The following is a 26,490-nucleotide window of genomic DNA, read 5'->3' as shown; positions in this document are numbered from 1 at the left end:
TCTCTTGGTTTTCTAGATTAAGAAGTAAAAATAAATTACCTTCATATTTAAAAAAGTAATAGCGAATGTTAAATCAATTGTCAAAAAGAGGAATTGTTAAACATGCTAGAATCATTGAGCTCTTCCTTAAGAAAAACTATATTGAAAGTCAGAGGAGCTCCTATTGTTGATGAAAAGTTAATCAATGAGCTCATCCAAGACCTTGAAAATGCATTATTAGGAACTGATGTTAATTTAGACTTAGTTTTAGATATAAGTCAAAAAGTTAAGAAACGAGCCTTGCAAGATCAGATTCCAATGGCTGTAAGTCGAAAAAATTATACGATTAAAGTTATTTATGATGAATTAACGGATTTACTTGGAAAAAGATATGCTCCTTTAAGATTAAATCCCAATGAACTAAATATCCTAATGTTTATTGGTATTCAAGGATCAGGAAAAACAACCTCAATCGGAAAATTTGCAAATTACTATCAAAAACGCGGGTTTAAGGTTGGAGTAATTGGAGGAGATACATTTCGTCCTGGAGCTTTAGCACAACTTAAACAGTATATAGAACCAATTGGAATAGAGGTATATGGGGAAGAAAAAGAAAAAAAGGCAATAAATGTTATTAAAAATGGGTTAAAGCATTTTAAGGAAAAGAAAAGCACAAATTTAATATTAATTGATACTACAGGGCGTCATAAAGAGGAAAAAGCCTTAATTAAAGAAATGGAAGAAATTGCTAAAACTGCTAAACCTACTGAGATTATCCTTATCATTGATGCATCCATAGGACAACAAGCTCAAGCTCAAGCTGATGCTTTTAATCGAGCAACCCCTATTGGATCTATAATTTTAACTAAAATGGATGGCTCAGCAAAAGGAGGAGGAGCGTTATCAGCAGTTGCTATTACTGGTGGAGTCATTCGTTTTTATGGAGAAGGTGAAAAAATACAAGATCTAGTTGAATTCAATCCAACACGATTTGTAGGTTCGTTGCTGGGAATGGGAGATATAGAGGGATTAGTTGAAAGTGTAAATGAAGCTTTTGGAGTAGAAGACACAGCTGAGTTACGAGATGCCTTTAAAAAAGGAAAATTAACACTAAGACATTTTAAAACCCAAATGGAAACTGCAAATAAACAATCATCTCTTGGAAAAATTGTCTCAAAAATTCCAGGAGTTGGGGGTTTAATGGCCGGACATACTGATCTAGAAGCAGAGAGTAAAGAAAGTGTAAAACGGTTTATAGCAATTTGTTCAGCTATGACTGATGAGGAACTTGATAATGCTCGTATTATCAAAGGAAGTCGAATCCAAAGAATTGCTCGTGGTTCTGGTACTTCACCTCAAGAGGTCAAACTGTTATTACAACAATTCAACCAAATGTCAAAGCAACTCAAAGTAATGCGAAAGATGCGGGGGCGACGTGGTCCTCAAGGAGGGCTACCTCCAGGTATGGAAGGGCTTCTAGGCGGATAGAGAAGTTATAGACTTGATATTTGTTCATACCTTAAATAAAAATTGAAGATTAAGAACAAAGTTCAGTTTTTTAAAAGTAAGCTAATTAAGATGCTCCGACCGGGAATTTCAGTCTGTTTCCTCGGAAAAAGACATTTGAACCCGGGTCTCAGGGGGTCCCCTGAGAGACCACCTGGTATTCTCATTGAGAGCCCTGAATGATGGGCCAAGCTACACTATCGGAGCAAGAGGAGTAGCAAATAGAAATAAAGAAAGTGCTGGGGGAGGGCTTTGAACCCTCGACTTCGGGATTTCTCATCCTAGCGCGAATCATTGCCCTTTTACTCATGTGAGAATGGTTCTCAGATTATGAGTCCCGCGCTATACCAGGCTAAGCCACCCCAGCAGGAAATTCTTTATTTATATGTTAAATAGATGTTAATTCTGACAATGGGAGGTGGAGAGAGTAGACTATTATAAATTTGCCTAAAGAAACGATTGTTTCAAAGGTATTTGTAAAAACTCTTTAGGTTTAATGAATCGGAAAACTTTCTCTATAGTAGACCAAACGGTTCTTGCATTACTTTTGATCCTTTCTTTTTAATTAAAATGGGTACTAATGGACGAGTAATATTCAGGACTAAATTGGATATTAGGTCAAATAGAATAATAATTGTTCTTATCAATAATTGGTATTTCTGAAGAGCTATAAAAATAAATAACGGGCGCAGGGGGATTCGAACCCTCGGCCAACAGGTTTCTTCTGATTGTTATAATTCCAATCAATAAAAGCCTGTCGCTCTACCTGGCTGAGCTATGCGCCCTATTAAAGGAATGGCGCCCCGATCGGGATTTGAACCCGAGTCGGATGGGCTCTGCGGGGCTATCTTAATGCACAAACCTCTTGACAGCCATCAATGCTAGGCCAGGCTACACCATCGGGGCTATTTTCCTTAATCCGATTCAGAAAATTTAATTTCCAACCAATAAGATTGAATTTTGCGGTTTAATCCTGATCGTCAGCAATTATTTCTCCCCTCTTCAAAATTTTTAAGCTTAATTGCTGGAGTGTCCAATTATCAAGAAAGACTTTTTAAAAGATTAATTTATTGAATGTTAGAAAATTAATCAGTTTTAGTTATTCTTTCCATTTTAAAAAGGTATATTTTATAATTATTTACTTAATGGTATATTACTAACTGTTAATTCAAATTATGAACCCTTTATTCAATTCATTTTTCTATAAAATTTGATCATCTGCACGAAATTCATGTATAAAGATTGAAAATTGAAGCTTAAGAGGAAGGAAAAAGAACTAGTATTTTTCATTAACTTTTAAGCTCAATCTTTCTCAAGCGATTCGAAATCCCATATATTGAGTAAAAATAGCGCGATTATGGCAACCAACCCTCCATAGAAAAATGCAAACGATGGTTTGATGTCATACAAGGCTCCAGCAATAATTCCTCCTCCTATACTTGCCAAACCCATAATAGTTTGTAATAATCCAATTCCTGTTCCTTTATATTTTGAAGGAAGTAAATCTACTGCAAATGCTTTTTGTATACCATCAGTAGCAGCATTAAAAGCACCATATATTCCAAAAATTACAATAAAAATAAATAGATTATTTGATAAAGCCATTCCGACCGTTGTAATTATATAAAGTATAAGTCCAAATCCAAAAATCCTTTTACGACCATATTTATCTGAAAAACTTCCAAATGGAATGGAAAGGAGGGTATAAGTGATATTAAACACAATAAATAGAAAGATCGGTACTGCTGTTTGCAAAAATAATGATGTTGTTTCATCAATACCTAAAATTACAGTCTTAGTATGAATGATAAAGATTAATATTGTGAAATTTGCAAAACCAAAGATTGTTGAGATAAGTAGGAATTTAAAAAATGGTTTTGGGAGTTTAAATATTGATTCAAGTAGCGTAGAATCTTTTCCTTTGCTTTCTTTCCTTTCTTTTGGCGAATCTGTTAAAAATACTATTGGAATGACTGCAAAAAGAGCTATAAAAGCTGAAATTATAATAATTAGCTGTAGGATATTTAAACTGCTATGAAAAGAGTCAAAAAAAGCAATTACAATCACTAAAGCCAAAAATGACCCCATTATAGCTCCAGCAGTGTCCATCATTCTATGAAATCCAAAAGCTTTTCCCCTAAGTTCATAAGAAACTAAATCAGCTAATAATGCGTCTCGGGGTGGACCACGTATTCCTTTCCCTAATCGTTCTATCGGTTTTAATATTAATATTTGTACCCAAGAGGAAGAAATTCCAATACCAAATTTTGCAAAAAATGGGATCCCATATCCTATTGAGATAATGAGTTTACGACGCCCAGTAATATCAGCCCAATAACCAGAGAATACTTTAACTATGTTTGCAACAGCATCTCCGAATCCTCCAATGAAACCAATGATTAAATTTGATCCACCCAACTCTGCAATAAGAAGAGGTAAAACAGGGGTCATCATTTCTCCTGAAACATCAGCAAAAAAAGATATTAACCCTAATAATAGCATATTTCCCGTAAACCATGCGTTTGACTTATCTTTATTCATCAATGTATCAGTCCCTGTTTTAATCTGAAAATCTAAAAGAAAAAAATGATATTTTAAAATTCCTCAATTAGATTAAAAAGAAAACCAAATTTTTTTATTTACTAATTTTCTGCTAAGAAACATCTTATTATTTGAGGAAAAATTATGGGACTTATTATTTTTGGCCATCCTGATTTTGCTAGATTACTAGCTGATAGAATCCCCAACGCTACCTTTATAGCCATTGAAGAACGTATTTTTCCTGATGGGGAAATATGTCCTAGATTGGTATTTTCAAATGAGAACCAAATTAGTGAATCACATGTGGTGGTGGTTGTACAACTGGGAGCTGACCAAAATAAGAATGATTATTTAATTTCTCTTTTATGGACGATTTATAACATAAAACAGTATAATCCAGCTCGAATATCTTGTATTTTTCCATATCATATTTATTCAAGACAAGATCGTGAAACACGAAGAGGAGACCCTATTTCTATACAATATCTAGCTGAAATGTTAGAAAGTGCGGGAATAGATGATTTCTTAACTATAAATTCTCATATATTTGGAAAAAGTGATATTCAAAAGATATTTACTCATTCTAAAGCTTATGATATCTCTGCAATTCCCATTTTAATTAAGGGTCTACAAAATCACTTATCTCTAAAAGGTGAGGAGTTAATTTGTTTATCGCCAGATGTTGGAGCAATTTCCTTAGCCTATGCAGCTGCAACAGCAATTAGATCGCCTTTCCATGGAGCGATTCACAAAGAAAGGGATCCAAATACTGGAGAAGTGACTCAAACAATCTCAAAATTAAATCTAGAAATAAAAGGAAAGAATATAGTTGTTGTTGATGATCTTGTAAGTTCAGGAGGTACAATGATTGGTGCAGCTAAACTTTTAAAACAACAGGGAGCAAAACAAGTGTTTTTTGCATATGTTCATGCTGTTCATTCACCATCCAATTTTCAAAAGTTGTTAGCGGTTAATTCTGGAGGCATATTTAGTACAGATACTATCCGATGTAACATGGAAGGTTTGACTACTATTAGCATTATTCCTTTACTTGCTGAATGGATTCAAAAATTACATTCTTGGATGAATTAAGCCATTTAGAATATATTATTTAAAATAAGAGGGATTTTAACCACGATGTTTGTCTATCAGTTCACGAATGGCAGCTCTGACTAATTCTGATCGGTTGGGGTATTTTCCATTACGAACTAATTCTGCCATTGCGTCAATGTCTTTTTCATCAACATACATGGTTACTGTTCGCAAGATTCTCACGGATGACTGAAGGATTGGCAGGTTTTCCAAGTAATCAGATCTTAAAAAAAGATTACGTAGTTGTACCAGTTGTGGCTTCTAAAATTATGAAAGACCCCAAAATGACAAATCATGTAATTCATGTCTTAAATTTCGGATGTAGTGCTAATCAAGCAATAGCAGAGGGATTAATAGGCACTTTAAAACAACATCAATATCAAATTACAGAATCCTTTGAAGAAGCAAACACAGTTATAGTAAATACTTGTGTAGTCAAACAAAATACTGAGCATCGAATGAAAAGTTTACTTTTAAATTTAGCATTTGAAAAAGAGGTAATAATTACTGGGTGTCTACCCGTTGTCATGCGGGATTGGATCACAGAAAATATCCCAAATGCTAAAGTGCTATTTCCTGAAGTAGCCAAAGACATCATATTGCTCTTGAATAATAATTATGTCCCCGAAGTTAAATATACCGATTCAGACGTCTGGTCACAACTTTATTTAAAAGGACGAAGTCAATATAATCCAGTGATTACCATAATTGAAATATCTCGCGGTTGTTTAGGAAAATGTTCCTTCTGTATAGTTCAAAAAGCTAAAGGAAGTCTTCGTTCTCGTGCTAAAGAAAATGTTCTAACAGAGATAAAGCAAGCATTATTTTCAGGTTCGCGTGAAATCTGGTTAACTTCACAAGATACTGGGACATATGGGATAGATCTAAAACCCCAAGTTAATTTAACTGATTTAATAGAATCAATTAATCACTTCAAACAGGAATTCTTTGTTAGAATAGGCATGATGACTCCTTATATGGTACAAAACTTCCTTCAACCACTAATACAGAATTTTCAGTCTCCTAACATTTTTAAATTCCTTCACCTTCCTATCCAATCAGGATCAAATAAAATACTTCGTTCCATGCAAAGAAAAGAAGATATGAAGTATTTTATCGACCTAATAGCAAAATTGAAGAAAAATATTCCAGATTTAGTATTAGCAACTGATATCATTGTCGGATTCCCAGGGGAAACCGAACAGGATTATCAAAACACAGTTGACTTATTACACAAAATCCAATTTGAAATTGTCAATATTTCAAAGTACACTGATCGTCCTGGAACTGAAGCTAGTGGATTACCAGAAAAGGTCCCAACTCATATTAAGTCACAACGAAGTCGAGAGTTATCAAAGATTTGTAGAAATATTACGCAAAAAAAGCTTGAACAATGGATCGATTGGGAGGGGAAAGTGATAATAGATGAATATGGTACAAAGAAAGGACAATTCTTAGGTCGAAACACTTCTTATTTACCAATTCTTTTTAATAATCCCAATTTAAGTCTCGGGGTGATAGTTAGAGCTAAAATAATTGAAACTAAAACCATATATTTAATAGGAGAAGTAAAGGAATGATAAATGGAATTTTCTTTCCCCCTATAACTTGATCTTCTATTATTAAGTATAAAAAGAGACTATCGTGTGTATTATGGTATTTTTAATATATAAGAATTATTCTTGTCCTTTTGAGGATAAATAAAGAATTGAGTATGCTTTCTCTGGATTATTATTCAGAAATTCTATAATTGAAAGTTTAAATTGATTCAATATAGATTGTCCTAGTAGATGAAAGGTAACATCATGTAATAGGTTATAATCATCTTTGTTAATTCTAAGAGAAATTTCCTTTTTATCATAATTTATAGATACATAGGTAAGTTCTACCTTTCGGATCATTTTTTTCAGAATACTCCACAGATAAGTAATTCCTAATCCTAGATCAGGTTTTCCAATAAGAACTCTTGGGTATAGTTTTATGACATCTTTCTCAGAGTCCCATCCAACTAATTCACTTCTTTCGGTCAGAAATGAGGCATAATCTTTAATTTTTTCTTTAAAATGTTTTAATGTAGGACAAAACTGAATTATTTCTGAAAAATTAAGAAAAAAAGGTCTTTGGGAATAACCATCATTTTCTTCCTCAATTGATAAAGAATGCTGTGTAATGATGGTTCCTTGGAAAGCGAAAAATGGATCTTGATAAAAACTCCATAAAAATAAGGGTTTCGTATTTTGTCTTGCCCCCTGAATGACAGAACGAAGAAAAATAGATTCAAGGATAATTAATAATAGCATAAATCCCGTAAATATGATTGTAATAACGTCATCTTCTTTCAATTCAATGAAAGGACTAAGAGCTACAAATGTTATGACTATTAAAAGACCAAAATTAGGAATTAATTGATTTAGATAGTTTTTACTTCGTGTTCGAAGAATTATGACAATTAAAATTCCAATAAATGGAATGTAGCTGATCCAACTCAGAAAAACAACAACTATCACAAATGATGTAATCAAATTTCTTAATGGTGACTCATAGATCTGAAATATTGGTGTTATAACAACCGTTAATCCCATTGCTAATAACAACCATATAGAAGTAGCAAAGATAGCTTGCTTTTTTTGTCTTGATCGAAATTCTGCAATTCTGGTATGGATTTTATTACTATTCGACATCAACATCTTATTCATTAAAATCGCCTCAAATTTGTTTTATTTCTACGATATTATATCTCTCTAATTTTTTAAGAAAGGGGAGAAGAGTTTTTATGGTTATTATATCATAAATCCCCGCGTTGTTGCATATGTCTGTGAAAGACTGAAACTCCATTGTAGGATAAGGGAGATATTTCATAAAATTACTTTCAATATTAGAAAGTACAATATTTCTTCGAATGATACGTTTTGCTTTTGTTTTTTGCTGTACAATCAATTTTTTAATAGTACCATCATTTTTAAAAAGGTATTCTACTCGTGGGGAGAGATTAGGTTTTTCACGAATTAATACGTTTTGAAATTTTGGTTTTTGAATCATTTTATCAAGTTTTTTAGCCATCAATGAGAATTCAAGATTAATTGTTAAATCATCAATTTGAGTTTTGTAATATGATGGCTTTCCTGGCTTATTGAATATTTGATCTTTGTTAATAAAATGAAATTTGGTTAATAATTCTAAATACTTGCTTACAGTAGTAATATGTATGTCTAGGATTTTAGAAACATCAGCTGCACAAGGAAATATATTTTTTTGGTTTTGTTGATAGATTATTAGTAAAATCTTCAAGCAATAGTCATTTGCAAACATTTCTTGGAACTCTTGATAGTTAGGTCTCCATGTAAGCAAAATTTACACCATTTAATATTTATCTATTTCAGATAGACTAATATCAAATATGATTTAAAAAGCTAATTATTAAGGAAGTAAACACTAAAATCCAAATTTTCCTCTTAAAAATTTTGTATGGAAGAATAAACAACTTTCTCATATTTTTCGGGTTTTAAGAGTCAAAAAATGTTTTGAATCATCCATTATTATAGGATATTTTAGTTTCACTAGTTTCAAAGGCTTAACTCAGGAAGAATGATGTATTCAAAGTTTATTCATTCCTTGAAAGTTTAAAAAAATGCGGGGGATGGGATTTGAACCCACGCACACCTATGTGACTGGATATCTAATCAAAAGTTGATCTTAAGTCCAGCGCCTTTGGTCAGCGCATGAAGACAAGAAACTCGTCATCTAGCCCTAGATGCAATTTAACTTTTGACCTGGCTCGGCTACCCCCGCATAAAAGGGGTAAGACCATGTAAATGCCATTTTTTCTCAACGAGAATAATTTTATGATCTCGATGGAACAACTCACCTTTCAGAAAGTTATCCTTATTTATTTTTTTCAAATGTTTTGGCTTAAATCCTGACAGTGAAGATTCTTTAACTCACCCAAACTAGCGAAATTAGAGATGAAAAAGCGTGAACACAAAGATACCAGAAGTACCAATTGAATATGAGGATTTTCCAGCTATCATCTTAATTGAGCCTAGTAAACCTCAAAATTTGGGGAGTATTGCTCGTGTCATGATGAATTTTGGTTACTCTAGATTAATCCTCTTAAACCCTCAAGTGGATTTATCTGATTCCGAGATTTCCATTGTATCTCGAAAAGCTCATTTAGTTCTAAATCAAGCAATATTAAAGTATCAATTTACAGAGATCAGAGAAGAATTTGATTATCTTGTTGGAACAACTGCTCGAATAGGTCATGATTATAATTTGTCTCGTGTATCGTTAGATTTAGATAAACTCAAAAAATCTGATCTACCCCAGGGCAACTTTGGTCTCATCTTCGGGAGGGAACAATTTGGTTTAAAAAATGAAGAAATAAGCCAATGTGATTTACTGATAACTATTCCTACTGAAACTACTTATTCAGTAATGAATTTATCCCATGCAGTAGCCATAGTTTTGTATATTGTTAGGGAACTGCTTATTGAACGAGGGGAGACCAACGAAGTGAAGAAATATTATCATCGTGCCTCAACTTATGATGAACGACGTCATTTAGTCAATTATTTTGAAAATTTACTCTCGACTGTACAATATCATCCCGAAAAACATCGAATGGCGATTCAAGCGTTTGAAAATATCCTTTCACGGGGTTATGTAACAGGTCGAGAAGTAACTACATTAATGGGTGTTTTTAAATGGATTAATCTTAATTTAAAATCTTAAAATTTAAGAATCTGAAGTAATAAATATTAAGAAATTTAGTGTCATAATTCAGAGAGATATTTTGAGATAAGTAATGATATGCGCCGACCGGGACTTTCATGATATTTCTCTAAAGAAATACGCATTTTGAACCCAGGTCACCTGTGTGGCAGACAGGAGTCTTACCAGACTGGACTATCGGCGCTTCAAAGTCGTATTACCATTGTTTTCTCATTATTGATTAAACTAATATCTATATCTTTGATTTCGATCTGTTTTTTTAAATTTCGTGGTAGAGCGATTTAGAAAAGCTATCCCATCCTTTTCTAGGAATTGAAGTTAATTCTCCTAGGTAATTTGTAAACACCCCTTCAGTGTTAATAATTTGTCCGATTTTTTTCACGAAGATATTATTTTTTGATAATCGTTTTATTAATTCTTCTTCTTTTGGGATTGGTACAGTAAATACTAATTCAAATTCCTCCCCCCCAAACATGGTTAAATGTAGCTTTTGTTCTTTCGATTTTATCTGAGTGTCTAATAATGGATCTATTGGTACTTCTTCAATGAGAATCCCTTTTTGTGATAACTGAGCTAACCAATGTAAAGATATTGCCAATCCATCTGAGCTATCAATACAAGAACTAGCTAAGGAATACTTACTAAGCAATTGTCCTGTTTCTATCTGTGCTTCTGGTTCATAAAGCGCTTTTAGTGCCAATATCCCAATTTCTTCAGTGATTTTTATTTGATTCTTGTAATTATTCGTTTTTAATAATTGTGATAGTCCTATTGAGGTCAATCCGAATGAATTGGTTACATAAAGTAAATCTCCTACTTGTGCTCCATTACGAGGAATTGGTGTACCTTTTCTGATTGTACCTAGGCCTATCCCTGTAAACACTGCTTCTTCTGCTGCCCCTAAATCCCCCCCTAAATATTTTGTTCTATATCTTTGAGTTGCTTTTTTTATCCCTTTGGCTATTTCCTCTAGTTCAAACGTTGTTATTAACTCATCAGTTACTAGTGATGATAAAAAAAAATCAGGGGTCGCTCCTTTTGCAGCTAAATCCGAAAAAGTTAAGGTAACGAGTTTCGCTCCAATTTGAAAATAAGTTTGTCTCGGAAGGAAATCTGAATAACGAGACATTGTATCGACATTAATCATCCTATATGGGGGTCGTGAAGTATATAGAAAAGCATCTTCATTCTTTTCACTATCTTTTACTGATTCTAAATATGGTTGTAGCAGTTTTATTATATTTTTCTCACCAATTTGATTAAGACTTCCCATATTTTATCTCCACAATATATTGTTATCGTTCCAGTATTTTTATTTTCACCTTTCCTTTTTAGGTTAAATTGATTATAAGATGAGCGATCTAACCCAAGGTGCTTCTCAACTTGATTCCATTTCAATAGATGACTCTAGAGCTCGTTTTCGTGCTTTTATAAAGCCCATTGTTATTGTACTTGTTCTTGCTATTATTCTCTCTTTGCTGACTCTTGATTATTACAACATTCTTCAAGATACGTTTCCAGATTTTACTCCTCCTGATATTTCTCCAATACCTGAGAATCCCGAGGATCCAGGTGGTATTGCATGGGGAGCTTTTCTAAATATGTTATATTATGTCTTAATAGCCTTTATTGGAGGGATAATAGTTCTTTTTATTATTAAAAAAGGATTTATGAGGTTTTTGACCTACTTTTTTGCGTTATTAATGGGTTTTTCATGGTTTACTTTTGGACTATTCTTTGGTGGTATTATATCCACAAAAATATTAGATTTAATTTGGAGATTCTTGCCTAGTATTATACAGCAAACGATTAACGATGTCTATATTCCAATTCTGTATCTTTTTGCTATTCTGATTGCGATTCTAGGTTTCCTTACTTTTGGTATACAATCTTTTGATAAAATTTGGTTAAGAAATACTATGATGATATTTTTTGGTGCAATGATCGGTTCCCTCTTTGCCCTGCATCTCCCCTTACTCACAGCATTCTTGATACTCATTGGATTATCGTTTTATGATATCTATGCCGTTTTTCGTGGCCCATTAAAAGGGATTATAGATCATGGTCGAAAAACAGCTGGAGAAGTCGAAGATCTCTCCAGTTTAGGGGATGATCAAGATGTAGTTTATGAACCTGTTCCACTATTTCCCGCTTTACCGGTTTATTCTACTCCTTTAATTAATATAGGCCTAGGAGATTTCGCTTTTTTCAGTATGCTTATAAGTGTAGCCGTTGTGATAGGTATTTCCTTAGCTAGTCCTTTTCCTCTCGTTCTATCATTTATTGGATTACTTATTGGTGTTTTGTACACTTTTAAACTTCTCCAAAAGGAACGAGCTTTACCTGGTCTCCCCTTACCTATATTTGGAGGAATTAGTTCTTTAATTCTAGGAGTGGTTTTAAGTTGGGCATTAGGTTTGACTGATTTAAGTACAATCGTTAGTTTATTTATATGATTATTAAAAAATTTGAAATTAACCTTCCAAGGTGGATAAATTTACAAGAATAAAGATTTTTCTATTTTACATCGCGAAAATGGCTTCTCTTTCTAATTGAATAAGGTATTCATTAATTTTTGATTCAATGTCGATTCCTAATTGCCCTGCAAGAATGATTGCGTTTAGAAAGGTAGTGATTATCTCATCAGCTACTTTTTCATTATTTAATAAATTTGGATCTACCATTTTTCTGATTGAACGGACTAATTCAGGATTAAAGAATGGTGACTTCATATTGGGATTTGCAGTAAAGTGGGTAATTAATGTCTTGATTCGATCTTGTATTTCTGACACACTCATGTAGTATTGCATTAGTTTTTCCACCGTTGTTATCTATATTCTTCATGTAATTACTTGTTTTTAATCCTTTATTAATATTTTCTGGAAAAGTTTTTGCCAGTATAATTACTTAATTTTTAATTGATTCTTGTTTAAATTAGTTTTTTGTCGTATTTTTTCAAATATACACTCGAAGTCTAGGTGTGGGGGGGAAATGGAATTATCTAAAACCCGACAATATTATTCATCTGATATTTTCATAAAAACAATGAGCTGCGTTTTCTAAATAATTATCAAAAACAACTGAAATAAACTATTATTAGGTGCATAATTAAGTGAAATAATAAATTTTTAGTGAAGAGATTGATATTCATTCAAATAATATCTGCTAAAGCTAATGCTTATTTTATCTATGATATTTTTTTGACCAAATTTTATAATTTATTTCTCTAATTCCATAAAGAATATCGAATTATGCTTCTGATGAAATAAATAATCCTTTCTTTATATGAAAAAGTTAATTTAAACTTATAAAATTTCCATAAATTAGTTATAAATAATTCTTTAAAAGAATAAATAGTCTTGAAAGAAAAACACTGTTATGGAAATCTACACAATGCCTATTACTGATCCTGAGAAACGAGAAGTTGTGCGAAAAGCTCTTTTAGAGATGACTATTTGCCGTAAGTGCTATGCACGAAATCCACCGAATGCTACCAAATGCCGACGTTGCCGATCGACAAGACTTCGCCCAAAGCGTAGAGAACGAGCTGGTTAAAACTCATATTTTATTCTACTATCTTGGTATTACCCAAAGATAAGAATTTTTTTCTTATCAAAATATTTCTTTACTAATCATTTTTATTTTTTAATAATCACTATTTCTTGTGGGTTTATCTTGCAAACTTTTGATGGTAGTAAAGGTGAAGGAGGCGGTGCAATATTACGCTTAGTTTCCGCTCTTGCACTAGTTACTCAAGAACCGATCAAAATAATTAACATTCGAAAAAATCGTCCTAATCCTGGCTTACAAACTCAGCATCTTATGGGTATTCAGGCAATAGCTTTACTTTGTGGTGGAGAATTAGAAGGGGATCGATTAGGATCCGAAACACTTTTTTTTCGTCCATCAAATAATTGGAAATCAGAATTAACAATCTCTATCTCTACTGCGGGGAGCATTGGATTGATCCTTCAATCGTTTCAGCTCGCTCTCATTGCTTCTAAAAATTCCGTTACTAAATTACATTTTAAAGGAGGAGCAACGTTTGGTAAATGGGCTCCTACTCTCCCTTATATAAAATATGTTACTTGGGAGGTTTTTCGAAATTTAGGTCTATCCTATGAATTGGAAATTAATCGTCATGGATTTTTCCCACGTGGAGGAGCAGAGGTGATTGCTGCTCTCCAAGTTCCATCTAAAATTTCTGGGGCCTCTCTAATTGATTTTGAGGATCCGAAAGAAATTTTTATTAAATCATATTCAACCAATCATCTCCGGAATGCCAGAGTTGGAGAACGTCAAATTCAATCCATTAAAAAGTCTCTCAATAACTTGAATATTCCTCTAAATGAAACATTAAATTATATTGACGCATGGAACCCTGGATCTGGGGTGTTAATCTATTCCAATCTTACGAATGGTGTGATTGGAGCTGATTATATAGGTGAAAGACATGTTTCGTCTGAAAAAGTAGGACAAGAAGCTGGAAACCGTTTTCTTTTTACCTTCAATCGGAGATGCGTTGTAGATCCTTATTTAGCTGATCAAATTCTTCCTGTTATGGCGTTAGCAGATCAGAACAGTTCTTTTACCACTCCAATAATTACAAATCATACTAAAACCAATATGGAATTATTAATGGAAATATTAGGAGTAACTATAAGTGTTGAAGAAAAAAATCAACATTATAATGTCTCAATCGATGTCTAAGGTGAAGTTTCCGCTATTAACCAACTCAAATAGGGCTCTGAACCTGATTTGATAGGATAAATTACAAATGCAGGAAGTTCATAAGGATGATGAATTTTCAGTAATTCATAAATTGGTTCAATCTTTGTCTCTTGCGTTTTTGCCCAGAAAATTACCTCTGAATCTTCTTCAATGGTTTCTTGCCATCTATAAATTGAAAAAATATTGCCAATAAGATTAACACAAGCAACTAGCTTGTGTTCAACCAAAATTTTACCAAAATGTTTCGCACTTTCCATATTAGGAAAAGTAGAGTATATAGCTACAAAAACCGTCAACATTATCATCCTTATAATTTTTTTCCATAACCAAATCTTTTTTCTTGATGACAAATCAAGCAGTAATAATGGATTTGTTGTTTTTTGCTATTTATCCGAATTCTAACAGTATTTACATTAAATGGGGTAGAACATGAATGGCAAAATAACATATGATACTTTCGTGGTAGATGCATCCGGCCTCTTTGTCCCATTTTACGTGCAGAGAGATATAGATCTTTTGCATATTCTGGATTCTTTATTCGATTTTCTAGGCTTCTTTCTAAAAGAAATGTTATTGCTTCGCCAAAAAATTGTCTGTTAATAGAACGTTCTGAGTTTTTTTTACGTTTTTTACGTTTTTTTGACGACGCCACTCATTCTTACCTCGATTTATATCAATTGACCATTTTTTACGAAGTTTAATAAAGATTCGCTGTATATGACCGATTATCAGGTATAGCAACTGGAAATTATTCCAATGAAGCCCACCCAGAGTAGTGCAACAAGGTTTTTTAATTTTTTAATATTCTTCCCCTCCTGCCTACTCACATAAGATATAGAGGAAATTTTGCTCCGATGGTGTAGCTCGGCCCAAGAGATGTCGTGCTGTCTTTCTCGGCCAATCATTCCGGGCTTTCGCCCCGAAGACCCGGGTTCAAATGTCTTTTTCGGAGGAAACAGACTGAAATTCCCGGTCGGAGCATTCTTTTCTTTAAAAACCTATTATTGTTTTTATCAAGAATATTTTAAAAAAATGAGTATATAATCTAAATTAGACCCATTTATACTGATTTTAGGCAATAAGTGCTTTAAACCAAGAGAAATAAGTATTTAATTTTTCAGAATGAAAATATTTTGTACAACTCCCCAAGTTGCTATTTCTCATTTTTCAATTTTAAGTACTAAAGAATCTAAATTTTATATTCATTGGGTCTTTTTTATCACAATTTTCCTCAGAATCATTTCATCTCACACCATAAATCTATTTAAAAATTTTAAGAAGAAGGGTTTCTTACAGTGTAGTTTTTTATTAAACTTCACTAGAGATTAAAATTTCATGAATTATTTCATTTATATCTGAATTCAAAGTAATGTGATTGAAAATGAGTAGACCTTTAGATGTGTTGACATCAGCCCTGAATAAAAAAGTTATTCTTAAAGTTCGTGGTCGACGTGAGGTCCGTGGAATCCTGCGGAGTTATGATCCTCACTTAAATCTCTATTTAGAAGAGGCTGAATTAATCCACCCTGCTGATGAGGAAGAAGGAACCGAATCAGTCACAGAACAACTAGGAAGCATTATTCTTCGTGGTGATAATGTAATCCTTATTTCGCCCCCATAAAGCGAGATCCTCTTTCACTAAAACATAAATAAAGTTGGTTGATAAAAATGGTTAAAGGAACTGCTGCACGAGGTAAACATACCTCCCAACGAACTCATATGCCATGTAGACGGTGTGGTAATAGATCATATCATAAGAGGAAGCGAAAGTGTTCATATTGTGGATTTCCTAGTCAAAAAATACGCCGATTTGCCTGGCAACAGAAAACATTCAATAATCGACGTCGTAATAATTAATTGGATATATTACTCAAAAGTGAATTCTTGGGTAAAAATATTTAACCCTTTGATTGGGATTCTCGTAATGTTCATTATATATTGAAGCCGCGGTAGCTTAGCCCGGGAGAGCCCTTTTGGTACCCGTAAGCGCTGGACTGAAGATCCAGTTGCCGTGCGTTCAAATAACATAATCAAAATAGTTTATGTTTGAAAGTCGCACCCGCGGCACTATCTTTATTTGCTTTTTGGATTACTTTCCGTGATTTTTTTGCTATTTATCAGTTGTCAAAATATAAAATTTTAGATTTCCATGAAAATCTTTAAATCTTAACTAGATAAGAAATTAATAATTTCTTACAAAAATTAATGGAGATAGTGAGAAGAATATGAAACCAGTTATTACAATCTCCTTGGGTGGATCTATTATTAATCCTGGCGAAATTGATACTGAATTTTTGAATAACTTTGCCGTAATGCTCAAGAAATTTATTCCTAGATTTAAATTTATGATTGTATGTGGTGGCGGAAAGATTGCTCGTCAATATATTCAAGGGTTACCTGCTGGATTAACAGAGGGAGAGAAAGATTATATGGGCATTGCAGCAACTTGGTTAAATGCCCAGCTTCTTACATATTATTTTAAAGGACATTGTTCTCCTGTTTTACCTACAACAGTTAAGGAAATGAGTAAATTTCTACAACAATATGATATAGGAATATCTGGAGGTTTTTTACCAGCCATCAAGACAGATGAAGATGCTGCAATATTAGCTGACCTCTATGGATCCCCGATTTTAATTAATGTCACAAACGTAGAGGGAATTTATGATAAAGATCCATACAAACATTCTGATGCAAAAAAGTATGATCATTTAACCTATCAAGAGTTTTATAAAGTCATATCTCCCCTTTCATTAGAAGCAGGTTCCAATGCTCCATTTACACTCATCGCTGCCAAAATTTGTGAAAGAACCAACATTAGAATCGTTATTTGCTCTAAAAAAGTTTTTAAAATCGAGCAAGCGATTGATGGAAAGAATATAGGAACTATAATTCAGAATCCATTTTTCTGAAAAATAAGATCAAGAGAAAAGATGCCTTCACAGAATTATTACCCTACATGTATTCCCCCTCATACTTATGGATATAGTCGCTTTTGGATAGAAGAATTTTGGGCTTTTACAAAGTTTCTGCAATTAAAACACAATTTTCCAAAATTTTCGTTTGATGGATTAATTGATGAATCATTTATCTCTGAAATGAGATCTCATTTTTTAGGCTATCCATACAATCAATTACAAGGAATAAATACCTTTTTAGGTTTAAATGACAGCTTCTATATATATAACAGGAAATTCATAAACCTTGCTACTTCACATGCTCCTTCTCGTTACATTGCAGAATCAAATTTGATTAAATATAAGAAAAATTTTGCTGTCATCTCATTTGATGCTCACTTTGATTTTGAGAATCGTACTATAATCAATAATGTGTGGATCACAGAGAAACTAGCATCTAGTGTTATATTGATAGGTGGTTGGGCCGAAACAAACTCTGATCTTATCCATGTTTCTAATATATTTCCATTTATTTTTCAAAATCCTGATGAACTATTAACAACTCCAAAATTTATATCATGGATCCGAGGTAAACAAATATATGTAACTATTGATTTAGATTTCTTTCCACTCTCACAGCATGATTATTTAGGATATTCCAATTATTGGCATCGAGAATATCTAATTGGTCATGCAAATACTTTCGAACAGCGGTTATCGAAAGTCCTTATGGATGCAAGTAGACTTAATCAAAGTAAAGATAAGCCTAACCAATATTTAGTGGGTAAAATACTAAATTTTTTCCCTGATTTGAAAAAATTTCAAGAAAATAAATTAAGAAGTTTAGAAAAACAAAGTTTAGATTTGCTATATCTTTTCAAAACACTAAAAAGGATTATCAAAGAGAGTTCAGCTAATTTGATTTGTATTGATTTGGTTGAATATTGTCCAATATGTGATTGGAACCAATTGTCCCTTAAAGAACTGATAATGTTATATCCCCACTTAATTTCAATTTTTAAAGACAGAGGGAAATAAATCAAAAAGATATAGAAAATTAGTTTATAATATCTCCATTTGGAATATTCATCGAATTAGTGCATTAAGATTGAAAAATTCACCCATTCTTGATACAATGAAAAGAATTGAAAGTATAAATTTGAAAATAGAGGAATCAAAATGAGCTATAGACAGTATAAATTAGGCAAGGAATTAACTGAGTTACAGCAAAAACAATCACAAGATGGTAGTACCTGTTTAGTCTCACTCTACATTCCCCCAAATCGTGCTGTTTCCGATTTTATTCAAGAATTAAGCGATGAAATGGGTACTGCAACCAATATTCGGAGTAAAACGACTCAAAAAAATGTCATTTCAGCGTTAAAAAATGTAATTCAAACACTCAAAAATTACGGACAAAAATCTCCTGATTCTGGTATAGCTCTATTTTCAGGCGTTACTGAATCTGGAAAGCTTGAATCATTCGTTTTTGAACCTAAGGAACCAATATCTAGGAAGCTTTATGTCTGTGATAATCGTTTTCATGTTGAACATATTTTAGACAAGTATATTGAGAAAGATGTTTATGCCTTATTAGCTATAGATTCAGCCAAAGCTACAATTGCAACTCTCAGAGGTGATCAAGTAAAGATCCTTAAAACTACTCGAAGTGGAGCAGCTAAAAAACATCGAAAAGGAGGTCAAAGTAGTGTTCGATTCTCACGATTACGTGAGGAGGCTGTAGCACGATTTTTAAAACGAGTTGCAGATGATATGAAGACATTTTTTATTGAGGATGCAGATATTATTTTAAAAGGAGTAATTATTGGAGGCCCTGGACAAATTAAAGACCAAATTATTGATCACTTTGACAATAGATTACGAGCAAAGATTGTTGGAATGAAAGATTTAGGTTATGGAGGAGATCAAAGCGGGATAAATGAATTAGTTGCGAGTTCTGCTGATGTACTCGAGGGAGTAGCTATAATGGAGGAAAAACACCTTGTAAAAAAGTTTATGGATGCATTACTTGAAGGAAAAGCTAATTATGGTGAGAATGAAATTCGAAAAAACCTTGAAATGGGAGCAGTAGAGTTACTTTTAATTTCAGGTGGATTAGAAAAACTTCGAATGAAATCAAAGTGTAGAAACTGCGATTATGTTCAAGAAAAGACTATTAATCCTTCCGAATTTGATGAATATAAATTAAATGTTCAAAAAATACAATGTCCAGATTGTCGGGCATCAAATTGGGAAATCGAGGAAAAAGATTTAATAATGGACTTAGGAGAGCTTGCTGAACAGATTGGAGCTCGAGTAGAGATAATCAATCCACAAACTGAAGAAGGGCGTCAAATTCAAAGTTTTGGAGGGATATGTGCTGTATTACGTTACTCTCCAGTTTAGAAATTATAATGGATTAATTCAAATATACTAAATAAAATAGAATGCGCCGATCGGGATTTGAACCCGAATAGCCAGCTTGGAAGGCTGGAGTCCTAGCCAGATTAGACTATCGGCGCTTTTCAATTGTTTCAAAGAATCCAATTATGATATGATATTATTTGTAACTTAATTGAATCCATTTCACTGATTCAAGGTGCTTACCTTTCATTTCTTAAGCCTTATCAGAAATATCTACTATTAAATTTCTTTAAAGAGAAATTTCTAGTATTGGATCACTTAAAGGAACTTTTATTAAACTCCCTTTTTCAAGCAAGAATTGATAAAATACCCTAATTTCACAGTCCATTTCTTGGAGTAACGATGAAACATGATCTCTAAGATTTTTAAACGCCATTTAATTACATTAATTGCTCTGAGTGCATTTTTGAGCTTCTTAGTTACCCCTCTTTCTCAATGTCTTTTCATTTCTATCAATGAAAGCATCGAATACAATAATTCATCTTCCTTAGAGGATTCCCAATTAGCTTCATTAGAAATAAACATTCCCTTAGCAGTTAATCAAAACGAAACCACAACTACAGAAAATACTACTACTACTCAAACTCCAACAACAACCGAGGATACTAATACCACAACCACTCCTGAATTCAAATCATGGAACAGTTTGATAGATGAGGGGTTATATTATCCATTTGCTCTTCTCTTCTCTCTCTTAGGGATTTCTTCGACTATCTGGTTAATTTTCTTTGTGGAGACAAGTAAAGATCGTACTATAAGAGAACGTCTCATTGGAACATCTATTCGTTTAGTTGTTATGGCAATTTGTATAGGTCTTGGAATTCACTTTTGGTTATTATTTGAACCAATATAAACTCTCAGTTTTCTCTCCTTTTACTGTTTCTTCTTCTCTCGATTTATATTCATATAATATCTTTGACTTTTTCGAATGTTTATTTCAGAGGAGTTATATTTAAAGTTATTTGTCTCTTCTAATCTCATTCTGGGCTTTTCAAATATTGAATATCCTACCAACAAAAAGCTTTTTTAACCCATTTGTGAAGTATAAACATGGTTCTTAAGTTTTAAATACATATTTTAAGAACAAAGTGGAAGTAGGTAGTTGACTCTCTTAGATCACTTTCTACGAGAAGAACAATCTTATTGGAGCATTCAAGAACTTCTACGTAAGGCTATCTGCAAAGGAAAATGGGTATTACTTTATGGGAGTCAGGTGATAGCAGTTTCAGAAACACGAGATGAAATCGTTAAACATTTCCATGATTTTTCTAAACATCTTGATCCGAGTCATCACTTACCTGGAGCTATTTGTGTACAGGTAGGAAATGAACATAAATTTTATAGGATACCTGTTCAGAATGAGTCTCATGTATCAAAGGAAACTCCAGTATTTACTAGTGTAATTAGTAATGAAAAATAATTGACTCGTCTTTTTTGATTAATTGCATAATGTGAATCTTGAACCACTTTCATTCGACTGTTACGGTTTTTGCTAAATTTTTGGGTTTATCAGGATCATATCCTCGGCGAACAGCTGTGTAATATGCTAGCATTTGTAAGGGAACGACATAGGAGATCGGATTAATAATAGGCGAAAAAGCCTTTGGTATAAAAAAAGAATAATCTGATCGTTCCGTTATTCTATGATCTTTTTCCGTTACAGAAATTATGTATCCACCTCTAGCTTTCATTTCTTCAGCATTCCCTAGCATTTTCTTTGTGGTCCAATCATCGGGAGCTATCATAACAATAGGAAAATTGGTTTCCACTATAGCTATTGGTCCATGTTTACTTTCACCTGCTGGAAAAGCTTCTGCATGAATATATGAGATTTCTTTTAGTTTTAAGGCCCCTTCTGAAGCAACAGGCATATTAAGACCACGTGCTAAGAAATAAGAATGGTTTTGGTTTTGAATTATTGAAGCCAATTTTTTAGCTTTGAGTTCATTTTGATTTATTACAGTCCTAACAATTTGAGGTGTTTGTTGTACTAAATTATCAACCTGAACTGAATAATCATCTTTTGATAATTCTCCAGCTTCAAATTCGAGTTGTATTGCTAGACGAGCGAGGAGTGCTACCTGTGCGGTATGAGTTTTGGTAGCAGCTACCCCAATTTCTGGGCCAGCTTTTGTATATAATGAAATATGACTTAATCTGGGAATAGATGAGTCTGTTACGTTTGCTAAAGATATAACCTGTGCTTTATTCTTTCTTGCAGCGCTTAACGCTTTCATTACATCTAATGTTTCTCCTGACTGACTAATAGCTATGATCAATGTTTCTTCATCAATTAGATGGGAGTAAGTTTCATACTCTGAAGCTATAATGGGATAAATCGGTTTTTTTGGAAGTATCCTTTGAATTTGATGGAATCCCGAAAGCCCTGCATGATAGCTAGTACCACATGCTAAGAATACTATCCGTGTAGACTCAAGTATTTTTTTCGAAGCTTTGGATAATTCCTCACTATCAATATTTATGGTATTTTTCAAGGCTATTGGTTGTTCATGAATTTCTTTAAGCATGAAATGAGGGTAACCACTCTTTTGTGCACTTTCTGCAGTCCAAGAAACAATGAACGGTTTAGGTTGAACCCGAAAACCGTTTTTCTCAATATAAACAGTTTTTGGGGTAATTACTCCTATTTCACCATTCTTTAATATTATAACTTTCTTAGTATGCTCAAGAAATGCAGGTATATCACTAGCTGCAAATTTAGTATCCTCCTGTACACCGATTACAAGCGGACTATCTTTTCGTGCTAGAAATATTGTTTCAGGTTCATCAGTATGGATTAAGGTTATTGCATATGCTCCTTCTAATTTTGTTATCGTATTTTTAAAAGCCTGAATAACTGACTTAGGAGGATTTGCTAATTTCAATTCTTCTTCTACTAAATGAACAATTACCTCCGAATCCGTTTGAGAAGTAAAAATATGCCCTTTTCTCTCCAAATCTGATTTTATTTCTAAATAATTTTCAATGATACCATTATGGACTACCATAATTTTTTTTGTGCAATCAGCATGTGGATGAGCATTAATTTGATTTGGAGGACCATGTGTTGCCCATCTGGTATGTCCAATACCAATTGATCCTTCTAAATTTTCAAAATTTAGTTTTTGGTTTACTCTATCAATCGTTCCTGCATCTTTAAGGGTTTCAATTTTTCCTTGGTTTATCGTAGCAATTCCTACACTATCATAACCTCGGTATTCTAGTCGCTTGAGCCCTGTTGTTATCAATTTTGAAACTTTAGTGTTTGAACTTGTTGTGATTGCGATGATTCCGCACATAAGATTAATTTCCACCTAGCAGGTTATCAAACTGAATTGAAAATAATTACTTCTCCCAAGTTATCCAGATAAAATCAATCTTTTGTGGTTTAAATGTATTGCCTTTAGATTTAGTTGAAATAATAAATCATAAAATCCGATTAATGTAGATTTCCATTAAATTGAAGGAAGAAGGAAACATGAGAAATCTAGAATATACACAGAATATGAAGTAACCTTGAGGAGAGGTCAGTAGGAGGGAAAAAAGTTATAACCACTCTAGAATAATTTGAAGTAGTCAAAAAGATTGATCACTTAAATTGATTTTAATAAGTTGGTTTTGCTATTGACACGTGAATATTCCCTTATTCCTGCAGAAAATTTTATTGTTCTTGCCCATAAAACTCGTTGGCAAATACTACAACTGATTGCTCAAGAAGGTCAGATGTATGCAAAACAAATTGCTTTGGAATTGAATCTTTCCGAATCCAAAGTTCATTATCATCTAAATTTATTACGTAATGCTGGTTTAATAATCTCACTAGGTGAGAAAAAGGTAAATCGTGGAAAAGTAAAATTATTTGGTTTATTAGCTCAAAACTTCACCTTTTCAATAAAACAAAATGCACTTCTCCAGAAAACAAGTGTCTTTAATGAGATTATGCGAGACAAATATTGCCTCAATGAGATTTTTATTGGAAAAATCATCGTAGGAGCGGCTGAACCTCATGGTAAATTTGATGCGTTATCTCGTGATGGGTATTTAGCTGGAGATATCTGTTGGTATTTAGGAAGCCATCTTCCAATTCAACAAATCCCCTATTCCCCATTTTTTGTTATGACTGATAGTAATTATAGGATGAAATCACCTCAAATTACTGATAACCTTATCCTTATAGGTGGTCCTATAACAAATATCCTAACAGAATATTTGAATTCCCATCTAAAGCAAAAATTTGGAGTATATTTTTTAGAAAATCGAATTATAGCCCAAAATAAAGAGTTTGCAGAACCTTCTCACGGGATTATATCAATAATTCGTGAAAACGAAAAATGGGTACTTATTCTCGCAGGTGTGAGAAGTTTAGGAACACAAGCAGCTGTTCATGCCATAATTACTGATTCCTATCATCTGTTAGTTAAGGATGCTGAATTCATTACTGTTATAAAGGGAAAAAGCTCAAATGGAAAAGAAATTAGTGAGGTAGAAAAGATCATGATACAAATAGCAGAAACTAATATTAAAGGTAACTAGTCATGGAATCCTTAGATTTCAATTGACTTCAGACTTTAACAATATCCATTAAAAATGGAAAAGAGATGTGAAGAATATGTCAAAAACCGAACAGGTTATAAAAAAGGCCATGCAGCAAAAACGAAATGTTCTTACTGTTCAAGAATCGAAGTCATTATTATTTAATGAAGGATTTCCTGTAAATCCAACAGGTTTTGGTACAAATCTAGAAGAACTACTTTCAGAAGCTGATAGAATAGGATATCCAGTAGTAATAAAGGTTAGCTCTGAAGAGATCGTTCATAAATCTGATGTTGGAGGAGTAATTACTGGAATTCGGAATAAGACGGATTTAAAAGAACAATTTAAAGTTATGCAAGAAAAGATTAAAGAAAAGCATCCAAAAGTGAAGATAGACGGATATATTGTGGAAAAAATGGAGTCAGGAGTCGAGCTTCTTATTGGATCAACACAAGATCCAATGTTTGGTCCAATCTTGGCTTTTGGATTAGGAGGGATATACGTTGAGGTGTTAAAAGACGTTGTTTTTCGGTTGATTCCAATTGAACGGGAGGATGCAACAGAAATGATATCTGAAATAAAGGCAGCTAAAATTTTAGATGGTATTCGTGGTCAACCTCCTGTTGACAAAAAGGCATTAATTGATCTTTTAATTAAAACTTCCCAATTTATTGACCAAAATCCCGAAATAGAGGAATTAGATTTAAATCCTGTTTTTGCTAGCGATAAAGGTGTATCTGTAGTCGATGCTCGGATTATTCTGAAAAGTTTTGCATGACTGAAAAGCGCCAAAGAAGTAAAATACAAAGGAAACTAAGAATTCCCCCAAGTAAAGCAAAAATTAATGCTAACACCGAAAATATCGAAAATATTGGAATTATCTTAAAATTCTGACTTAAAATAATTGGAATAAGTATAAAACCTCCCAATAAAACTAATGATCTAACGATTCGTTCAACTTGAAGAAAATTTCGAATCTGCTGTTTTCTGTCCAAAATATATACAACGATGACTCCCAATAAATAACCAAAAATGCTTGGGAGTCCTATAATATTTATAATATTCTCCCCTATTATACTTAGTCCGAATAAAACAATGAAAACTTGGCTTATAAGAACTGTAATTGGAATGATTATCAATTCAAACCGTTGAAAGGGAGTCAAATTCATTATTCGTTTCGTTCCTCTGATAATCTAGCTGTTTCTAGAGATATTAGTTTATATCTCAGACTAACACAAAATTACTTATTTTATTTGTGTATCAAATAGAATTGATAATAATGACGAAGGAAACTCTGAATTCACTAGAATTTATCCGAAAAGAACTAAATTTAAGAACAATAGTAAGATTTAATAAGAATTTTGAGGTTGTAGAAAGAATTGGGGATTTAGATATTTCAGACGCTCTTATAAAATCAAATCTTATTCCCGTTTTAGAATCCGATATAGCAATGCCGATCCGATTACCTAATAATGAGATATATGAGATGGTTATGAAAAACCAGAGAGGGATTGTAGCAAAAGAAGGACGAAAAAATCGATATCTAGTTGTTCTTTGGATGGATTCAGACTCTATCATTGCTGCAATAGGAGATAATCTCGACCCCGGTATGATTTTATTCGAATTTATGAGCTATAATAACAAAATAAAATCTTAATCAATCGGGATAGAAGAATTGATCACCTAGAATTCATGGAGATACAAACATGGAAGTAGAAATGAGTACTGATCAAATTTCAAATCTAATACGATTAAAAGGCATTGTAAGATTGTTACGACCTCATCAATACTATAAAAACTTATTGGTTTTTTTCGGTTTGTTTTTCTCTCGTAATATTTTCCGAATTGACACTTGGATTCCTGTTCTAATCGGTTTTATAGCCCTCTGTTTAATCTCATCATTAAATTATATTGTCAATGACTTTAAAGATCGTGAAAAGGATAAATCCCATCCCGACAAAAAAAATAGACCTTTTCCTTCTGGAGTTATCACTATTCAAATGGGACTTTTAGTAATGATAGTAATATTAGCATCAACGACTTTATTAGTCGTTTT

Annotated in this window: 28 protein-coding genes and 9 tRNA genes; 20 read left to right on the top strand and 17 right to left on the bottom strand. The window is 32.9% G+C overall.

Annotated elements, in window-relative coordinates:
• Positions 1-102: 102 nt before the first annotated feature.
• The gene (locus ACWVCY_RS13025) at positions 103-1,467 is read left to right on the top strand and encodes a signal recognition particle receptor subunit alpha (protein ID WP_455143270.1); all 1,365 of its coding nucleotides are present in this window, start codon (positions 103-105) and stop codon (positions 1,465-1,467) included.
• Positions 1,468-1,558: 91 nt separating this feature from the next.
• On the opposite strand, the gene ACWVCY_RS13020 is transcribed toward ACWVCY_RS13025, so the two are convergent.
• From ACWVCY_RS13020 to ACWVCY_RS13000, 5 genes are all read right to left on the bottom strand, one after another.
• A tRNA-Glu gene (locus ACWVCY_RS13020) sits at positions 1,559-1,692 on the bottom strand.
• Positions 1,693-1,722: 30 nt separating this feature from the next.
• A tRNA-Met gene (locus ACWVCY_RS13015) sits at positions 1,723-1,852 on the bottom strand.
• A gap of 316 nt (positions 1,853-2,168) precedes the next feature.
• Positions 2,169-2,270: transfer RNA gene (locus ACWVCY_RS13010), tRNA-Lys, on the bottom strand.
• Between the two features lie 11 nt (positions 2,271-2,281).
• A tRNA-Asp gene (locus tag ACWVCY_RS13005) sits at positions 2,282-2,391 on the bottom strand.
• Between the two features lie 396 nt (positions 2,392-2,787).
• A complete protein-coding gene (locus ACWVCY_RS13000; RefSeq protein WP_455143269.1) occupies positions 2,788-4,026 on the bottom strand; it encodes an MFS transporter in 1,239 nt (412 codons plus the stop codon).
• A 144-nt stretch (positions 4,027-4,170) separates the two neighbouring features.
• Between ACWVCY_RS13000 and prs the strand changes: the two genes are divergently transcribed.
• Complete coding sequence (gene prs, locus ACWVCY_RS12995; RefSeq protein ID WP_455143267.1) at positions 4,171-5,118, top strand: ribose-phosphate diphosphokinase; 948 nt, start codon at positions 4,171-4,173, stop codon at positions 5,116-5,118.
• A gap of 36 nt (positions 5,119-5,154) precedes the next feature.
• Here prs and ACWVCY_RS12990 read toward each other — a convergent pair whose 3' ends face one another.
• A complete protein-coding gene (locus tag ACWVCY_RS12990; RefSeq protein WP_455143265.1) occupies positions 5,155-5,292 on the bottom strand; it encodes a ribbon-helix-helix domain-containing protein in 138 nt (45 codons plus the stop codon).
• Positions 5,293-5,303: 11 nt separating this feature from the next.
• Here ACWVCY_RS12990 and ACWVCY_RS12985 point away from each other — a divergent pair, with 11 nt between their 5' ends.
• On the top strand, positions 5,304-6,698 hold the full coding sequence (locus tag ACWVCY_RS12985) for a tRNA (N(6)-L-threonylcarbamoyladenosine(37)-C(2))-methylthiotransferase (RefSeq protein ID WP_455143263.1): 1,395 nt from the start codon (positions 5,304-5,306) through the stop codon (positions 6,696-6,698).
• Positions 6,699-6,794: 96 nt separating this feature from the next.
• Here ACWVCY_RS12985 and ACWVCY_RS12980 read toward each other — a convergent pair whose 3' ends face one another.
• From ACWVCY_RS12980 to ACWVCY_RS12970, 3 genes are all read right to left on the bottom strand, one after another.
• On the bottom strand, positions 6,795-7,814 hold the full coding sequence (locus tag ACWVCY_RS12980; RefSeq protein ID WP_455143262.1) for a hypothetical protein: 1,020 nt from the start codon (positions 7,812-7,814) through the stop codon (positions 6,795-6,797).
• Between the two features lie 10 nt (positions 7,815-7,824).
• Complete coding sequence (locus ACWVCY_RS12975; RefSeq protein WP_455143260.1) at positions 7,825-8,466, bottom strand: hypothetical protein; 642 nt, start codon at positions 8,464-8,466, stop codon at positions 7,825-7,827.
• A gap of 281 nt (positions 8,467-8,747) precedes the next feature.
• Positions 8,748-8,907, bottom strand: a tRNA-Leu gene (locus ACWVCY_RS12970).
• Positions 8,908-9,090: 183 nt separating this feature from the next.
• Here ACWVCY_RS12970 and ACWVCY_RS12965 point away from each other — a divergent pair.
• Positions 9,091-9,849, top strand: coding sequence for an RNA methyltransferase (locus ACWVCY_RS12965; RefSeq protein WP_455143258.1), 759 nt, complete (start codon positions 9,091-9,093; stop codon positions 9,847-9,849).
• A gap of 79 nt (positions 9,850-9,928) precedes the next feature.
• Here the strand turns inward: ACWVCY_RS12965 and ACWVCY_RS12960 are convergent.
• Positions 9,929-10,033, bottom strand: a tRNA-Gly gene (locus ACWVCY_RS12960).
• A gap of 75 nt (positions 10,034-10,108) precedes the next feature.
• Entirely contained in the window at positions 10,109-11,122 is a 1,014-nt protein-coding gene (thiL, locus tag ACWVCY_RS12955; RefSeq protein ID WP_455143257.1) for a thiamine-phosphate kinase, read from the bottom strand.
• A gap of 79 nt (positions 11,123-11,201) precedes the next feature.
• On the opposite strand from thiL, the gene ACWVCY_RS12950 reads away from it, so the two are divergent.
• Positions 11,202-12,305, top strand: a complete 1,104-nt coding sequence (locus ACWVCY_RS12950) for a hypothetical protein (RefSeq protein ID WP_455143255.1) — start codon at positions 11,202-11,204, stop codon at positions 12,303-12,305.
• A 66-nt stretch (positions 12,306-12,371) separates the two neighbouring features.
• Here the strand turns inward: ACWVCY_RS12950 and ACWVCY_RS12945 are convergent, their stop codons facing one another.
• Entirely contained in the window at positions 12,372-12,659 is a 288-nt protein-coding gene (locus ACWVCY_RS12945) for a hypothetical protein (RefSeq protein WP_455143253.1), read from the bottom strand.
• 583 nt (positions 12,660-13,242) lie between these two features.
• Here ACWVCY_RS12945 and ACWVCY_RS12940 point away from each other — a divergent pair.
• Complete coding sequence (locus ACWVCY_RS12940; RefSeq protein WP_455143252.1) at positions 13,243-13,404, top strand: 50S ribosomal protein L40e; 162 nt, start codon at positions 13,243-13,245, stop codon at positions 13,402-13,404.
• Positions 13,405-13,524: 120 nt separating this feature from the next.
• The gene (gene rtcA, locus ACWVCY_RS12935) at positions 13,525-14,559 is read left to right on the top strand and encodes an RNA 3'-terminal phosphate cyclase (RefSeq protein ID WP_455143250.1); all 1,035 of its coding nucleotides are present in this window, start codon (positions 13,525-13,527) and stop codon (positions 14,557-14,559) included.
• On the opposite strand, the gene cutA is transcribed toward rtcA, so the two are convergent.
• Entirely contained in the window at positions 14,556-14,876 is a 321-nt protein-coding gene (gene cutA, locus ACWVCY_RS12930) for a divalent-cation tolerance protein CutA (RefSeq protein WP_455143248.1), read from the bottom strand. The genes rtcA and cutA overlap by 4 nt on opposite strands.
• 11 nt (positions 14,877-14,887) lie before the next feature.
• A complete protein-coding gene (locus ACWVCY_RS12925; protein WP_455143246.1) occupies positions 14,888-15,232 on the bottom strand; it encodes a hypothetical protein in 345 nt (114 codons plus the stop codon).
• 196 nt (positions 15,233-15,428) lie between these two features.
• Between ACWVCY_RS12925 and ACWVCY_RS12920 the strand changes: the two genes are divergently transcribed.
• From ACWVCY_RS12920 to prf1, 7 genes are all read left to right on the top strand, one after another.
• Positions 15,429-15,561, top strand: a tRNA-Glu gene (locus ACWVCY_RS12920).
• Positions 15,562-15,961: 400 nt separating this feature from the next.
• Positions 15,962-16,201 (top strand): LSM domain-containing protein, encoded by a 240-nt coding sequence (locus tag ACWVCY_RS12915; protein WP_455143245.1) that lies wholly within the window; start codon positions 15,962-15,964, stop codon positions 16,199-16,201.
• Between the two features lie 47 nt (positions 16,202-16,248).
• Entirely contained in the window at positions 16,249-16,437 is a 189-nt protein-coding gene (locus tag ACWVCY_RS12910) for a 50S ribosomal protein L37e (protein ID WP_455143244.1), read from the top strand.
• A gap of 86 nt (positions 16,438-16,523) precedes the next feature.
• Positions 16,524-16,647 (top strand) — tRNA-Phe (locus ACWVCY_RS12905).
• Positions 16,648-16,805: 158 nt separating this feature from the next.
• A complete protein-coding gene (pyrH, locus tag ACWVCY_RS12900) occupies positions 16,806-17,492 on the top strand; it encodes a UMP kinase (RefSeq protein ID WP_455143243.1) in 687 nt (228 codons plus the stop codon).
• Between the two features lie 21 nt (positions 17,493-17,513).
• Positions 17,514-18,515: a hypothetical protein gene (locus tag ACWVCY_RS12895; RefSeq protein WP_455143242.1), complete on the top strand. Its 1,002-nt coding sequence runs from the start codon at positions 17,514-17,516 to the stop codon at positions 18,513-18,515.
• Between the two features lie 141 nt (positions 18,516-18,656).
• Complete coding sequence (prf1, locus tag ACWVCY_RS12890; protein ID WP_455143240.1) at positions 18,657-19,883, top strand: peptide chain release factor aRF-1; 1,227 nt, start codon at positions 18,657-18,659, stop codon at positions 19,881-19,883.
• Positions 19,884-19,925: 42 nt separating this feature from the next.
• Here prf1 and ACWVCY_RS12885 read toward each other — a convergent pair.
• Positions 19,926-19,999, bottom strand: a tRNA-Gly gene (locus ACWVCY_RS12885).
• A 251-nt stretch (positions 20,000-20,250) separates the two neighbouring features.
• Between ACWVCY_RS12885 and ACWVCY_RS12880 the strand changes: the two genes are divergently transcribed.
• Together ACWVCY_RS12880 and ACWVCY_RS12875 are read left to right on the top strand one after the other, a co-directional pair.
• Positions 20,251-20,754, top strand: coding sequence for a hypothetical protein (locus ACWVCY_RS12880; protein WP_455143238.1), 504 nt, complete (start codon positions 20,251-20,253; stop codon positions 20,752-20,754).
• 249 nt (positions 20,755-21,003) lie between these two features.
• The gene (locus tag ACWVCY_RS12875) at positions 21,004-21,321 is read left to right on the top strand and encodes a hypothetical protein (protein ID WP_455143237.1); all 318 of its coding nucleotides are present in this window, start codon (positions 21,004-21,006) and stop codon (positions 21,319-21,321) included.
• Between the two features lie 49 nt (positions 21,322-21,370).
• Here the strand turns inward: ACWVCY_RS12875 and glmS are convergent, their stop codons facing one another.
• The gene (gene glmS, locus ACWVCY_RS12870) at positions 21,371-23,200 is read right to left on the bottom strand and encodes a glutamine--fructose-6-phosphate transaminase (isomerizing) (protein WP_455143236.1); all 1,830 of its coding nucleotides are present in this window, start codon (positions 23,198-23,200) and stop codon (positions 21,371-21,373) included.
• 325 nt (positions 23,201-23,525) lie between these two features.
• On the opposite strand from glmS, the gene ACWVCY_RS12865 reads away from it, so the two are divergent.
• Positions 23,526-24,434: an ArsR family transcriptional regulator gene (locus ACWVCY_RS12865; RefSeq protein WP_455143235.1), complete on the top strand. Its 909-nt coding sequence runs from the start codon at positions 23,526-23,528 to the stop codon at positions 24,432-24,434.
• 76 nt (positions 24,435-24,510) lie between these two features.
• Positions 24,511-25,212, top strand: coding sequence for an acetate--CoA ligase family protein (locus ACWVCY_RS12860; protein ID WP_455143234.1), 702 nt, complete (start codon positions 24,511-24,513; stop codon positions 25,210-25,212).
• On the opposite strand, the gene ACWVCY_RS12855 is transcribed toward ACWVCY_RS12860, so the two are convergent.
• Positions 25,190-25,603 (bottom strand): hypothetical protein, encoded by a 414-nt coding sequence (locus tag ACWVCY_RS12855; RefSeq protein WP_455143233.1) that lies wholly within the window; start codon positions 25,601-25,603, stop codon positions 25,190-25,192. The genes ACWVCY_RS12860 and ACWVCY_RS12855 overlap by 23 nt on opposite strands.
• Positions 25,604-25,713: 110 nt before the next feature.
• On the opposite strand from ACWVCY_RS12855, the gene ACWVCY_RS12850 reads away from it, so the two are divergent.
• Entirely contained in the window at positions 25,714-26,091 is a 378-nt protein-coding gene (locus ACWVCY_RS12850; RefSeq protein WP_455143232.1) for a hypothetical protein, read from the top strand.
• Between the two features lie 49 nt (positions 26,092-26,140).
• A partial coding sequence (locus ACWVCY_RS12845) for a UbiA family prenyltransferase (protein ID WP_455143231.1) occupies positions 26,141-26,490 on the top strand: 350 nt, incomplete at its 3' end.

It is taken from the genome of Candidatus Hodarchaeum mangrovi (assembly GCF_975850365.1).
This window is presented reverse-complemented; position numbering and strand designations above follow the sequence as displayed.